The sequence below is a fragment of the bacterium genome, assembly GCA_027622355.1.
Classification (GTDB): domain Bacteria; phylum UBA8248; class UBA8248; order UBA8248; family UBA8248; genus JAQBZT01.
Genome location: JAQBZT010000050.1, coordinates 1 through 12,904, shown reverse-complemented (window position 1 = coordinate 12,904; position 12,904 = coordinate 1). Strand labels below are relative to the sequence as shown.

Sequence of the window (12,904 nt, the reverse complement as noted above, 5' to 3'; positions counted from 1 at the left end):
CCTGCTTCCCCCCCACGGCGTAGAGCGCGTCAATCTTCTCCGCGATCTCATCCCGCGTGCGGATATAGGATTCCGGGTGCCCGCCCGGCGGGCGGTAGAACGCGCAGAACGTGCAATAGACATCGCAGACGTTCGTGTAGTTGATGTTCCGGTCCACGACGTAGGTGACGATCCCCTCCGGGTGCTTGCGCTGGCGCACCTCATCCGCCGCCGCCGAGAGCGCCGCCAGGTCCCGCCCCTCGAGGAGCGCGCACCCCTCCTCAAAGGAGAGCCGCTCCCCCGCCGCGCCCTTTTCCAGCGCGCCATAAAATGCCGATGTGGCCGTGGTCATGAGAGGAAATCTTCCCGGAATTTATTCTCTCTGGTTACAAAGATTTACCGCCAATTAGCCCCAGCATCGTCCCAAACCCACCAACGAACAATTGCCAAGTTCTATCGGCCACTTTCATCAATCTTGGCGAAGGCGCACTCGCAAAAATATCAATGGAAATACTAACCAACAGCAAAACAATTGTAATTGCCGAAACAGTTATAAAAATGAGCTTAAAATGACTTGTTACAATAGTAGGAAGGGCAGGTTCAGATATCTCTTCATTTTCATCTGGAGGATGGGCCATTAGTGGTTAACTAGCTTTTTTTCTTTTAGATACACCCCAAGCATTTTCCCGTGAAACAGCCACGCCATGCTCACGAACAGTAATCGTAGAAGTAGCTAGCGGGTGCGAGAAAGTTTCCATAATAACTGCCTTCGCTTTCTTCAACGCGGTCTTGCCGGCAGGAATGAGCAAGCTGCTTGGAGCCACTGCAACTTTATGGGTATTTTTATCGCCATTTTTGTTACGGTTTCCGTCTTTTCCCATCCTAATCATCCTTAAAAAAAGCTGAAGATTTTCTTCTCGCTCTAAACACCCATATCATACTAGCTCTATCTGGAAGAATCAAAGTTTCAATAAATTCCAGCAATTTCAATGAAATATCCTGCCCCTACCCCTCAAAATCCATCTTCTCCCCGTTGAGTTCGATCTCGCTCCGGAGGGGCACGGCTTCCTTGATCATGTTCTCGGCGAAGCAGCCCTGCTTGGCGAGGCGGATGACCTTGGCGATCTTCTCGGGATCGGCTGTGGATTCGACCTTGAAGAACGTGCGCGTCTCGGTGCACTTGGACTGGACGGTGCCCTTGAGGACGGAGCCGGAGAGGAGGTAGTCCATCTCGACCCGGCAGGAGGCTTTCTCGAACCCGATCTTCATCATGTGCGCGTACCGCGCAAGCTGGGTGAGGAGTCAGAAACCCACCCCCATGCAGATGTAGGTGAGCGGCTGGGGGAATTTGTCCTCTCCGCCGAGGTACGCGGGCTCGTCGCAGAAGACCTCGAAATCGCGGTGGCGGCCGACCTTGAGCTGGCCGCCGTCTGTGACCTCGCAGTCGGCGTACTGCTCGACGAGAAGGCCCTGCTGGGGAAGCTCTTCTTTGTCGATCGTGCGCTCGCCGGGCTTTTTGCTTGTGTCGCTGTGCTTGAGGGGTCCGGTCATTTCTTTCTCCATTCGATGAAAAATCATGGGGCCCGAAAGCCCTGAGAGGGAGCATCCTAGCAGATGGGGGGCGGCCGGTCAGGAGAGGGGGGCGTCCTCCTCTTCCTGTTCGCCGCTCCGTTTCGCGCGCCGCCGGGCGATGAGAGAAAGGGGGAACTGAAGCATGTGGCGCATCCCCCCCGCCGTCGAGAAATTCCGCATGTTCCGCTGGACCTCGGCGATCAGCTCGCCCACGACGATCCTTTCGGAGACATCCCCCTCCTCGCGCACCTTGGAGAGAAAATAGAGCGACACGAGGCCGACGCAGACGGCGAGGAGGAAGAAGAAATCCCAGTGGTTGATGCTGAGGGTCTGGAGCTGGACGAACTCGTCCGGGCTCCGCCAGGAGAGGGTGAGGAAAAGCTCGCGCTGCTCGAAGAAGTCGGCGAACATGCCGCCGATGATGGGGGCGACGCCCGCGGCGATGTTGTTCATGATGGTGCTCGCGGCGAGGTAGGGAGTGGCCTCCCCCGCCGGGGCGAGCTTGAGGCCGATGTTCGCCGAGGAGAGGGTGGTGCCCGCCGTCGAGATCCCGAGCAGGATGTGGATGACGACGAGCAGCGGAAGCGTCAGGGCGTGCCGCTCGGGGAACGTGGTGAAGGTCCACGCGAAGGCGCACAGGATGAAGAGCGAAGCGCTCACGCCCAGCACGGCCTTGTTGCTGAATCTGTCGGAGATGCGGCCCCACGTCTGGAGCAGGGCGAAGTTCACCCCCTGGCTGAGGACGAGCAGTCCGATGACGAGGGACATGTCGAGTTCGAGGCGCTTGAGCATGTAGACGGTGAAGAAGGGGGCGGCGAGATTCGCGGCGAAATTCCAGGTGACAAGGAAACGCAGGAGCCGCTTGAAGTTCTTGTCCCGGAAGGGCTTTCGGAGGTTCTCGCCGAAGGGGCCGCTGGCCGGGGCCATGAGCGGCTCGGGGGTGCGCGAGAGAAAATACGCGCCGAGCATCCCCGTGAGGAAGCCGAGAAAGAAAAGAATCGAGAAAGCGTACACGCGCCGCCCGGGAAACCATGCGGCCCAGTGGTCGATGAGAAAACCGCCCAGCAGGCTGAGGATGATCCCCACCCCGAGGCCCAGCTTGAGCCGCCGGGAGAAGAACGCGCCCAGCGAGCCCGTGGGGATCAGATCCCGCATCCAGGAATTCCACGCGCAGCTTGAAAGCGCTCCGAAGGCCCCGTTCGTCATCAGCCCGGCGATGATAACGGGCACCGCCCACTTGAAGGGCAGAGCGGGAATAAACGCGAAGACGAGCCAGCTCGCCCGCGCCAGGATGATCGAGACGAAGGTCAGAAGACGGCGGTTGCGCACCCGCTCGACGATGTAGATGGCGGGAATCTGCAAAAGCTGCATGGCCGGCCCGATGCCGGCGAGAAGGCCGACGACGAAATTCGAAGCGCCGAACTGGAGGGCGAAGGCGACGAGAAACGTGCCCGCCGTCAGGGTGACGACGGCATGGGTCGCCATCCCGTCCCGGAGGACGTACGCGAGGCCCTGTTCGACCTCTTCTTTGGAGAGTGTTTCCTTCGGCTGGAAGTTCATGTCGGTATCAGAGGCCCGCTAAAATCCCGGCGGGCGCTTGGCCCGGATCTCGGGGGTCGCCCGCTCGTAGGCGTGCGCGGCGCGGAGGACCTTGGCTTCCCCCCATTTGGGTCCCACGATCTGGAGGGACACCGGGAGGCCGTCTTTCGCAAGGCCCATCGGGGTCACCAGCGCGGGGCAGGCCGTCAGGTTGTGGGGCAGCGAGAAGGGCCGGTGGAGCCAGAGCCAGTCCGTCTCTTTTCCGTTCAGCATGACTTTGAGGCCCTCGATGGTGGCGGCCGTCACCTGAACGCCGGGGGTGAGGAGGACGTCACAATCCTTGAACCACTCGCCCACCTCGCGGTGGAGGAGCCTGCGCTCCCGGAGAGCGCGTACGTAGTCGTCCACCTTGGCGTCGAAGCACATACCGAGGCGGTTCACGATCTCGGGGCCGTAGGATTCGGGATGCTTCTCGTAGAGGGGCCGGTGAAATTCGAGGAACTCGGACGCGAGAATGGGGCCGGCCACCTTCATGATCCGATCGTAGAAGGGGAAGGGCCGCTCCTCGATCTTGGCGCCGAGGCCGCGGAAGACATCCACCGCCGCATCGAAGGCGGCCGCGACATCGGCGTCCATCTCGCTCCGCCCCCATGCCTCGGGGGAGAGGGCGACGCGCAGGCCCTTGGCGCCCTTTTCGATGTCGGCGAGATAATCCGGCACCGGGGTCTTCCGGCTGTGCGGGTCCTTCGGGTCGTAGCCCGCGATGGCCTGGAGCATGAGGCCCGCATCGCGCGCGGAGCGCGTCATGGGACCGATGTGATCGAGGCTCAGGGTGTTCGGGCAGACGCCCGTGAGGGACACCCGTCCGTGCGTCGGCTTGAGGCCCCCCCCGCCGCAGAAGGCCGAGGGAATGCGGATCGAGCCGCCGGTGTCCGAGCCCAGCGTGAGGGGGGCCATCCCCGCGGCGATGGCGGCCGCCGAGCCTCCGCTCGAGCCGCCGACGATGCGCTCCCGGTTCCAGGGATTCCGCGTCGTGCCGTAGTGGATGTTGATGGTGGTGGTCGCCGCGGCGAACTCGTGGGTGTTCGTCTTCCCGAGGAGGATGGCGCCCGCCGCTTTCAGCCTGGCGATACACACCGCATCCTCGGCCGGAACATGGTCCTTGAAAAGGATCGATCCGTTCGTCGTCTTGATCCCCGCCGTGTTGATGATGTCCTTCGCCCCGTAGGGGATGCCGTGAAGCGGGCCGCGGTATTTGCCGGCGGCGATCTCCTCCCCGGCCGCACGGGCCGCGATGCGCGCATGATCGGCCGCCACCTCGTTGAAGGCGAAGATGTCATCGTTGTGCGCACCGATGCGGGCAAGAAGGGCGTCCACCAGCTCGACCGGGGAGAGCTCTTTCTTCCGGATGCGCTCTGAAAGTTCATATGCTTCGGCGTAAAAAAGGGATTCGTCCACGGCGGGGACCTCCGGATTCAGGGAAGACGGGGTGGAAACCGTTATCTTCTCCCGCTCCTCCCCCCCCGGCAAGCGCCCGCGCGTCCAGATGTCGGGGACGAGCGCGTCCTCGACAAGCCATTCGTAGTATTTCTTCAGCCCCTCCTCCTCGCGCGGACCGACATCGTAGCCGATGCACGCGGTGAGATACGCTCGGACCTGGGCCGTATCGAGCCAGGGATGACTCTTCGCCGCCCCCTGGATGATCTCTCCGATGCGGGAGACGCCCTCTTCTTTCGCGGCGCGGAGCATCCTGGATGCCGCCGCATCCCCGGCGCCGGGCCGGAAGACCCAGAGCGCGTAGACGAAGGGAAGCTTTGTGTAGGCGGTCCACTCATCCCCGAGGTCCATGACGTAGAGATCGCCCGGCGGCTCGCGCAGGGCGTTGTCCCCGATGAGGAGAAAGGCATCGAGGCTTTCGTCGGCGCGCGGCGGGGCTTCAGGGTCGATCGGGACGAACTCGGGCGTGACGCCCCACCTTCGCTTGAGGAGGACGCGGGTCATGTTCGCCGCGGCGAGCGACCAGCTGTCGAGCCCCACGCGGCGGAGCGTATCCACGGGCTTTCGGCAGTAAAGGCGGATACTCTCGACTGGCCCCGCGCTCGTGATGCCGACGCCGGGAACGTAGACCGCGCCCTGGAGCTGGAACATGGCGAAGGTCGAGACGAGCGCGCCGTCGAGGGCATTCGCCTCGAGGGCGCCGGCGAGCTGGCTGGGGGGCATGACGATCAGCTCCGCCGCTTGGCTCTCTTCCAGTGCGAGGGTGAGGGGCTTGGCATTGAGATAGGGAACCGTGCCGAGTCTCAGGCGGGAACCGACCATTTCTCTCCTTCACGGACCACTTCGCGGTAGAGCGTATCGCGCTCGATGGGCTCGCGGCCGACTTCCCGGATAAGTTGTCGGATCTCGGCGACGCCGAGCTTCTCCGGCGTCTTCGCCCCCGCCATGTGGTAGATCTTCTCCTGCACCACCGTGCCGTCGAGATCGTTCACGCCGTACTGCTGGCTGATCTGGGCGATGGGGATGCCGACCATGATCCAGTAGGCCTTGATGTGTTCGATGTTGTCGAGCAGGAGCCTCCCGATCGCGTAGTTTTTCAGATCGAGAATCCCGCCTGCGGGCCGCACCTCGGCCATCTGGGTGTTGTCGGGGTGGAAAGAAAGCGGAATGAACGTGCTGAAGCCGCCCGTCTCGTCCTGCAGATCGCGCAGGCGGATCATGTGATCCACCCGATCCGCGTCGGTCTCGATGTGGCCGTAGAGCATGGTGCAGGTGCTTCGCAGGCCCATCCGGTGGGCGATGCGGTGTACCTCGAGCCAATCCTCCGCCGACTGTTTGCCCTTGCAGATCGCCGAGCGTGTCGGCTCGGCGAAAATCTCCGCCCCGCCCCCCGTGAGGGAGCCCAACCCGGCGCGCACGAGCGCCTCGAGGGTCTCCTCGATGCTCATCTTCGCGACATGATCCGCCAGCCAGCGGATCTCGGTCGAGGTGAAGCACTTGAGGTGCAACCCCGGGTGAATCTCCTTGATGCCGTGGATCATCTCCAGGTAGTAGTCGAACGGAAGATCGGGATGGAGCCCGCCCACCATGTGAAACTCCGTCCGGCCGCGGCCGAGCCCCTCGGCCATTCTGTAGATTTCCTGCAAGGAATATTCGTAGGCCTCCGCATCGCCCTCTTTTTTGCCGAACGCGCAGAATTTGCACGCCTTCCAGAGGACGCAGACGTTCGAGTAGTTGATGTGGCTGTTGACGTTGTAGTAGGTGCGGTTCCCGTGCATCCGCTCGCGCACGATGTTCGCCATGTAGCCGAGAGCGGCGATGTCGTCCGATTCGTAGAGGCGCACCCCCTCCTCGAAGCCGAGGCGGATGCCCGCCTCCACCTTCTCGAAAATATCGCCCAGGCCCGCGCGCGCGATGCGCCCGGCCATGAAGGAGCTTGCCATCGTCTTCCCTTCGAAATCCCCGCAGGGAGAGGTTTTCCGCGAAAAACCGCCCCCGAAGTGTCTAACCGCGGGGGCGGGGTGTCAACGGAGCAGGGCGAATTTCGCTCCCCCTACGGGGAGATGTAGAAATCATCGGGGCCCTTGAGGGGCTTTTTGGGCTTGCGGCGCTTGCGCTCCCTGGCTTCGTAGATGGGGGCCTCCCGCTCGCCCGCGCCGAGCGCCTCTTTCGCGAGGTTCTCGTCCTTTTTGTCGCCCGGATAGGCGGGGGCGCGCTCGTGGCCCAGCTTGGCGAAGGCCCGGCCGAGCAGGCGGTGGGCCGCCGTCTCCTCGGAGTAGCCCGGCAGGGGCGGGCTTTTCTTTTTATCTTTCTCTTTTTCTCTTTCTTTTTCCGGCGTATCGCTCAAGGGCATCTCCTCATCGAACCTCAGGCCGCGTCCCGGCTCTCCCCCAGAACGCCCCGGCGGCCGCTGTTGTGGCCGCCCGCATCGAGCCGGTGCAGCGCCGACCCCTTGATTATACCGTGGAGGGCCTCCGCGAAACAGGGCGGGGTGAGCACGTCGTCCTCCGTGCGCGGCATCTATTTTCCCTTCCGGTCTTGCCCCTCTTGCATTCAGCCCTGGAAAATCTCGCGGGGGTGCTTCTCGCTCAGCATCGAATCTTTGATCATCCAGTTCTCGGGCGGCACGTCGTCGAATATCACCCAGACGGCCTCCTCGGGAGCGTTCGTGTTGCTCATGATGACATCGTGCATTTCCTTGGCGATTTTCTTTTTCGTCTCCGGCGGGATGCCGAAAGACGATACGCGAACGAGGGGCATGGCGAATCTCCTTGTCAAAAAAATGAGAAAAAAATTATCCCGGCAGGTGCCACCGCTCCCCCACCGACATGATGCGCAGGGCGCCGAGGTCGCCGCCCGCCTTCTCCATCGCCTCCCGGAGAACCTTCGGCGGCAGATCGATGGGCTCATCGGTGAGATCGAAGGTGCCCCAGTGCATGGGCACCAGGTATTTTGCCCCCAGATCGCGGAAGGCCCGGTACGCCTCCTCCGGATGAAGATGCGGGTAGCGCATCATCCACCGGGGCTCATAGGCCCCGATGGGAAGCATGGCCGCCTCGATGGGGCCGAACTTCCGGGCGAACTCTTTATAGCCTTGGAAATAACCGCTGTCCCCGCCGAAGTAGTAGCGCCTTCCCGCGCGCTCGGCCATCCAGGAACACCACAGCGTGGCATCGCGCTCCATCCCGATGCGGTTCGACCAGTGCTGCGCCGGCAGGCAGGTGAGCCGCCAGCCCCCCGCCTCGGCGCTCTCCCACCAGTCGAGTTCTTTCGCGTCTCCGCCGCGCTCGCGGATGAAGGTCCCCAGCCCCTTCGGCACCAGCCATTTCACATCCCGGTTGATGTTCTCAATCGTCCAGGCGTCCATGTGGTCATAATGGTTGTGGGAAAGGATCGCGACCGCATCGCCCGGCACCTTCCCGAGCGGGACGCCGGGGGGGTGGTGGCGCGCATAAACGAGTGCGCGCGGGCCGAAGTGGGGATCGGTGACGAGCGTCGCGGGCCCATCCTTCACCACAAAGGTGCAGTGGCCCACCCAGGTGATCGAGGCCGAGCTTTCCGTCTGGCCGAGATAATCCCCCGCGTTCTCGACGCGGGCCACCTTGCTTGGCAGCCATCTGCCGGGCGCGTAATCGTTCCGGTAGAGAAACTTCCACTTGAGGAGGTTGGCCCGGGTGCCCGGATTGGGCCACCAGGGGTTGAACCACTTGCCGGGCCCGCCGTGGGCCCAGTAGAGCGACTTCGGATCGCTCGAGATGAGGCCCTGATCTTCGGGCGGCGGCGGCGCGGGCGCCTTGATGCCGAGCCCCATCCGGCCGCATCCGGCCGCGAGGGCTGCCGCCGCAAGCCCCAAGAGCCCCGCGCGCTTCATGAACTGTCTTCTTCCAGCCGAGTCCGCCATGACAGTAAAAGGCTACCACAACCCTTCCCCGGCACAGGAATCACCCCACCGAGAGGACAAGCTTGCCCTGGGTGTGGCCCGCCTCCAGGCGGCGGTGTGCCTCGGCGATCCCGGCGGCGGAGAGCGGGCCCAGATCCTCCGTCGGGGGGGGTTGAATGTGGCCCGCCTCGAGCCACTCGCGGATGACCCCGAGGGCCGCCTGATAGGTCCCCCAGTAGGGCCTCCCCCCGCCCCGGACGGGGGCGCGCAGAAAGACGCCGTGAAACGAGGCCGATTTCGAGAAGAGCGGCCCCTGCTGGGAGTGAAAAAACTCGGGGATCGGATCGCCCGGCTCGGGGGCGATGGAAACGATGTGGCCCCAGTAGTCCACCACCTGGGCGCAGAGCCGCTTCATGTCCTTGCCGACGAAATCGAAGCAAAGACGGGGAAGCCGCCCGCCGTTCATGGCGGTGATGCGCTCGGCCATCTCATCGAGGGAAAGACCCGCGTAGCGGAGGATGTTCTCTTCCGGCACGCCGAGCCGGTCCCGGATGTAGGCGGCGCTCTTATCGCTCCCCGCGGTGGTGATGATCGGGCTTGCGCCGAGGTGGCGGAGCATCGGGATACCCATCGTCCCCACCCCGCCGGCGGCGCCCGCGACGAAGGCGGAATCCCCTTTCCCGGCGTTTGCCTTCATGACCACCGCCTCGTAGGCCGTGAGTGCGACCAACGGCACCGCCGCCGCTTGCGCAAAGGAGAGTTTCGGCGGTTTTTTCTGGACGAACTCCTGGGCGATCGATACGAACTCGGCGTAGCCCTCCCCGCCGCTGTCGCCGAAGCGGGGCAGGTAGCTCATCACCTCATCTCCGGGGGCGAAGGCGCTCACCCCATCGCCCACCGCCTCGACGATGCCCGCCACGTCGCGCCCGAGAACCATCGGCACGGCCCCCTGGTTGCCGCCGCGCCGCGCCTTGAAGTCGGTCGGATTGACCGAGACCATCTTGACGCGGATTTTGACCTGCCCCTCGCCCGCCTTGGGTTCGGGCCAATCCATGTCGGCGAGATTCTCCACCCCGCCGAATTCCTTGAGCACCACCGCTTTCATCGCAAAACTCCTTTCCCGCCTAAGACATCCAGGCGCCGCCGGCCAGCATGAGGGCCTGTCCGGTCATGTTCTGGCTCTCATCGCTGGCGAGATAGACCGCGAGATTGCCGATGTCGTCGGGCGTCTGCTCCCGCCCGAGCGGGACCGCGGCCTTCACGAAGTTGTCGAACACCTCGCGGGATGTCGGCCGCGCGCCCTCGTCCGCGTCCTGCGCCAAGAGGACGCCGTGGCCCTTCTCCCAGAGCTGCGTCCAGAGCAGGCCGGGGTTGATGGCGTTCACGTTCACGTTGTAGCGGGCCATCTCTTTCGCGAAGGACTGGGTGAAGGAGATCACTCCCGCCTTGGAGGCCGCGTAGTGGATGACGTTTTCGTTCGCGCGCCTTCCGGCCATCGAGGCGATGTTGATGACCTTCCCGTAACGATGCTCGCGGAAATGGGGCGCCATCTCGCGGCAGAGCAGAAACACGCTCGTCAGATTGACCGACATCACGCCTTCCCACTCATCGAGGGTCAGGCGGTCGATCGGGTTGCCGAGAATGCGGGCGGGCCTGCCGTGACAGTTCACGAGAATGTCCACGCGGCCGAGCTGTTCGATGGCCGTCCGGGCGATCTTCTTAACCTCGCTCTCCTTCGTCACATCGGCGCCCAGGGAGAGGGAGCCAGCGCCTCCGTCTTCCGCGGCCGCCTTCGCCGCGGCGTCTTCGCGCAGATCGACGATGAGCTGCCTGGCGCCCTCGCGCGCAAACGCCCGCACGATTCCCCTTCCGATGTCGCCGCCGCCGCCCGTGACGATGGCCGTTTTCCCCTCAAGGCGCATTCGATTTTTCCTCCGTGATTTCCTGAAAGCCAAAGTCCGCCCGGCGCAATACGTCTGCGGGCCTGTCCCTCGTCTCGGCTGATGCTGTACCCCAAAGGTACAGGATATCCGGTCCCGCGCGCCAGAGAGGCGCCCTGATTGTCGCCCGGCCCGGCGGAGTGGTAATCTCGCTTCTGCTCCGAAAATCCTGCCGGCACGGATGGCCCGGCGTCTGTTTTCTTCTGGTCTTGGGAGATTTTTCATGTCCGTCTTGAAAATGACGAAAGAATCTATCGACATCGGCATCGTCGTGCAGGACATTGAGCGCGCCGCGGAATTCTACGGCGGAAAGCTGGGGCTCCCGGTGGTCCGCGAAGTGGAGATCACGGCCGAAAAGGCCCGGCAGGCGGGTTGCGCCTCGGGCCGTTTCGCGTTCAAGGCTTTCCAGGCGGGAGAGGTACAGTTGAAAGTCGTCCAGACGGACTCAAAACCGCCCGCCGGCACCGGAAAGGTGGATGCCGCCACCGGGTACCGCTACATCACTTTCACCGTGGAAAGCGTCGAGAAAACCTACAACGACCTCAAGGCGCTGGGCGTGCCGATCGAGGGGGAGATTACCGAAGTCGTGCCGGGGCGGTTCATCGTGTTCTTCCGGGACCCGGACGGCAACATGCTCGAAGCGGTGGGGCCCAAATAAGAACGCTATTCCGCTTTCCCTCTGCCCGCATACACAAGGCCAAGATGTTCGGAGTCGTCGAAGGCTATCTCGCCGAGTTCACCTATGCCGGAATCTTTCTGGTTCTGCTTCTGTGTGGGCTGGGCCTTCCGCTGCCGGAGGATATCCCGATCATCATATCGGGCTATCTCGCCTATCTCGGCATCATTGATCTCTGGGCGGCGCTCGGGGTGAACATGGCGGGGGTGCTCGTCGGGGACATGTTCATCTTCTCGATGGGATACTGGATCGGGCCCGGCGCATCCACCAAGCCGATCCTGAAGCGAATGCTCAACCGCCGCCGCATGGAGAAGGTACAGGGTTTCTTCGCGCGGCACGGGAAAAAAACCGTTTTCTTCGGCCGCTTTCTCAGCGGCTTGCGCGCACCGACCTTTCTCGCCGCGGGTATCACCCGGATGTCCCCTTTTCAGTTTCTCCTGTTGGACGGATCGGCCGCTCTTCTGACGGTGCCGATTCTGCTGTTCGCCGCCTTTTATTTCGGCGCGCAAATCGACACCCTCCGGGCGCTGATCGGAAACGTGAAGGCGGCGGTCCTTCTCATCTTCGTGGTGGGCGCCGGCGGACTGGCCCTGGGCTGGTTCCTGCGTCGGCGAAAAGTGCGGCGGGCGGAAAACGGGGGGCCGCGCTAGACTGTTTGCTCAGGCGCTGGCGGCGTTGATTCCGCCCAGCACATGGGCCCCGCGGGAGGAGATGCGAAGGACGTGCATCCGGCACGGGATGCCGTGGCGCAGATAGACCGCCCGCATGGCGTTCCCCACTTTTCCGGCATTTTCAGCTTGCCGGGAGGCAATGGCGAGGACGCAGGGTCCCGCCCCGCTGATGCTGACGCCAAGCGCGCCCGCCTCGCGCGCGGCGGCGAAAACCTCCTCGAGTGGCCCCATCAGCCCGGCGCGGTAGGGCTGGTGCAGCTTGTCCTGCATGGCTTCCTGGAAGAGCCTGTCCGATCCCGTGGAAAATCCCGCCATGAGCATCGCCACCCGCTGCACGTTGTAGATGGCATCGGAAAGCGAAACATTTTTCGGCAGCTTCTGGCGCGCCGCCTTGGTGCTGACCTCGAAGCCGGGCACCACGATCACCCACAGATATTTTTCCACGACCGGCGCACGCGCGTAGCGGGTCCGCCCGCTCTCATCAATGGCCGAGATGGTGAAACCGCCCAGGAGGGCCGGAACCACGTTGTCCGGGTGACCCTCCATTTCGACGGCCAACTCGACCAGCGCTTCCTCGCCCAAGGGGTTTCCCAGCATGTGATTCGCTCCGACGAGACCGCCGATCAGGGCGGCCGAGCTGCTCCCGAGGCCGCGCGCCAGCGGGATGTGGTTGCGCTGCTTCATCCATACCCCCGGGAAGGAGCGGCCCACCCGGTCGTAGACCCGCTTCATGGCCTGAATGGAAATATTCGAATCATCGAGCGGGATCTCGCCGCGCCCCTCGCCCTCGACATGCACCGAAACCCCCCAGGGGAGCTCGTCGAGCTCGACCCGGTTGTAGAGGTTCAGCGCCACCCCGAGGGCATCAAAGCCCGGCCCGAGATTCGTCGTGCTCGCCGGCACCTGGACCCGAACAAGACCCACGCAATTCTCCTTTATCCCTCAATACCCTCAATTTCACCCGAAACGGCGAAAGCGCAGCCCGCTTTTTTCATCTCCTCGAGTGCCTTTTCCCCATCGCCGGGATGGACCTCGACGGCGCGAATCGCATCTTCAAGGACAATGACCTCGAAACCTTCCTCCCGGCCCTCGAGCGCCGTCGCACGGACACAGTAGTCTGTCGCCAGCCCGCATACAAATATACGCCGCA

The 12,904-nt window shown here is 63.5% G+C and carries 17 protein-coding genes; 2 read left to right on the top strand and 15 right to left on the bottom strand.

What is annotated here, in order from left to right:
* The 13 genes from O2807_04750 to O2807_04690 all read right to left on the bottom strand — a co-directional run.
* On the bottom strand, positions 1 to 331 hold a 331-nt coding region (locus tag O2807_04750; protein MDA0999814.1), incomplete at its 3' end, for a dehypoxanthine futalosine cyclase.
* A gap of 34 nt (positions 332 to 365) precedes the next feature.
* Positions 366 to 617: a hypothetical protein gene (locus tag O2807_04745; GenBank protein MDA0999813.1), complete on the bottom strand. Its 252-nt coding sequence runs from the start codon at positions 615 to 617 to the stop codon at positions 366 to 368.
* 6 nt (positions 618 to 623) lie between these two features.
* Complete coding sequence (locus O2807_04740) at positions 624 to 860, bottom strand: hypothetical protein (GenBank protein ID MDA0999812.1); 237 nt, start codon at positions 858 to 860, stop codon at positions 624 to 626.
* 124 nt (positions 861 to 984) lie between these two features.
* Complete coding sequence (locus O2807_04735) at positions 985 to 1,530, bottom strand: OsmC family protein (GenBank protein ID MDA0999811.1); 546 nt, start codon at positions 1,528 to 1,530, stop codon at positions 985 to 987.
* A gap of 78 nt (positions 1,531 to 1,608) precedes the next feature.
* Positions 1,609 to 3,111, bottom strand: coding sequence for an MFS transporter (locus O2807_04730; GenBank protein ID MDA0999810.1), 1,503 nt, complete (start codon positions 3,109 to 3,111; stop codon positions 1,609 to 1,611).
* A gap of 18 nt (positions 3,112 to 3,129) precedes the next feature.
* On the bottom strand, positions 3,130 to 5,409 hold the full coding sequence (locus tag O2807_04725) for an amidase family protein (GenBank protein ID MDA0999809.1): 2,280 nt from the start codon (positions 5,407 to 5,409) through the stop codon (positions 3,130 to 3,132).
* Positions 5,391 to 6,530 (bottom strand): aminofutalosine synthase MqnE, encoded by a 1,140-nt coding sequence (mqnE, locus tag O2807_04720; protein ID MDA0999808.1) that lies wholly within the window; start codon positions 6,528 to 6,530, stop codon positions 5,391 to 5,393. The genes O2807_04725 and mqnE overlap by 19 nt, the downstream gene beginning before the upstream one ends.
* Before the next feature lie 110 nt (positions 6,531 to 6,640).
* Positions 6,641 to 6,934, bottom strand: coding sequence for a hypothetical protein (locus O2807_04715; protein ID MDA0999807.1), 294 nt, complete (start codon positions 6,932 to 6,934; stop codon positions 6,641 to 6,643).
* A gap of 20 nt (positions 6,935 to 6,954) precedes the next feature.
* Positions 6,955 to 7,107 carry a hypothetical protein gene (locus tag O2807_04710; protein MDA0999806.1) on the bottom strand — a complete coding sequence of 51 codons (153 nt, stop codon included), beginning with the start codon at positions 7,105 to 7,107 and terminating at the stop codon, positions 6,955 to 6,957.
* Between the two features lie 33 nt (positions 7,108 to 7,140).
* Entirely contained in the window at positions 7,141 to 7,347 is a 207-nt protein-coding gene (locus O2807_04705) for a 4-oxalocrotonate tautomerase family protein (protein MDA0999805.1), read from the bottom strand.
* A 34-nt stretch (positions 7,348 to 7,381) separates the two neighbouring features.
* Entirely contained in the window at positions 7,382 to 8,458 is a 1,077-nt protein-coding gene (locus O2807_04700) for an MBL fold metallo-hydrolase (GenBank protein ID MDA0999804.1), read from the bottom strand.
* A gap of 70 nt (positions 8,459 to 8,528) precedes the next feature.
* Positions 8,529 to 9,572 carry an NADP-dependent oxidoreductase gene (locus tag O2807_04695; GenBank protein ID MDA0999803.1) on the bottom strand — a complete coding sequence of 348 codons (1,044 nt, stop codon included), beginning with the start codon at positions 9,570 to 9,572 and terminating at the stop codon, positions 8,529 to 8,531.
* A gap of 19 nt (positions 9,573 to 9,591) precedes the next feature.
* The gene (locus O2807_04690; GenBank protein ID MDA0999802.1) at positions 9,592 to 10,389 is read right to left on the bottom strand and encodes an SDR family NAD(P)-dependent oxidoreductase; all 798 of its coding nucleotides are present in this window, start codon (positions 10,387 to 10,389) and stop codon (positions 9,592 to 9,594) included.
* Between the two features lie 241 nt (positions 10,390 to 10,630).
* Between O2807_04690 and O2807_04685 the strand changes: the two genes are divergently transcribed.
* Entirely contained in the window at positions 10,631 to 11,065 is a 435-nt protein-coding gene (locus O2807_04685) for a VOC family protein (GenBank protein ID MDA0999801.1), read from the top strand.
* A gap of 44 nt (positions 11,066 to 11,109) precedes the next feature.
* Complete coding sequence (locus O2807_04680) at positions 11,110 to 11,733, top strand: DedA family protein (protein ID MDA0999800.1); 624 nt, start codon at positions 11,110 to 11,112, stop codon at positions 11,731 to 11,733.
* Positions 11,734 to 11,742: 9 nt separating this feature from the next.
* Here the strand turns inward: O2807_04680 and thrB are convergent, their stop codons facing one another.
* Both thrB and O2807_04670 read right to left on the bottom strand, forming a co-directional pair.
* Positions 11,743 to 12,678 carry a homoserine kinase gene (gene thrB / locus O2807_04675; GenBank protein MDA0999799.1) on the bottom strand — a complete coding sequence of 312 codons (936 nt, stop codon included), beginning with the start codon at positions 12,676 to 12,678 and terminating at the stop codon, positions 11,743 to 11,745.
* Positions 12,679 to 12,689: 11 nt separating this feature from the next.
* The coding region (locus O2807_04670) for an isochorismatase family protein (GenBank protein ID MDA0999798.1) at positions 12,690 to 12,904 on the bottom strand (215 nt) is incomplete at its 5' end.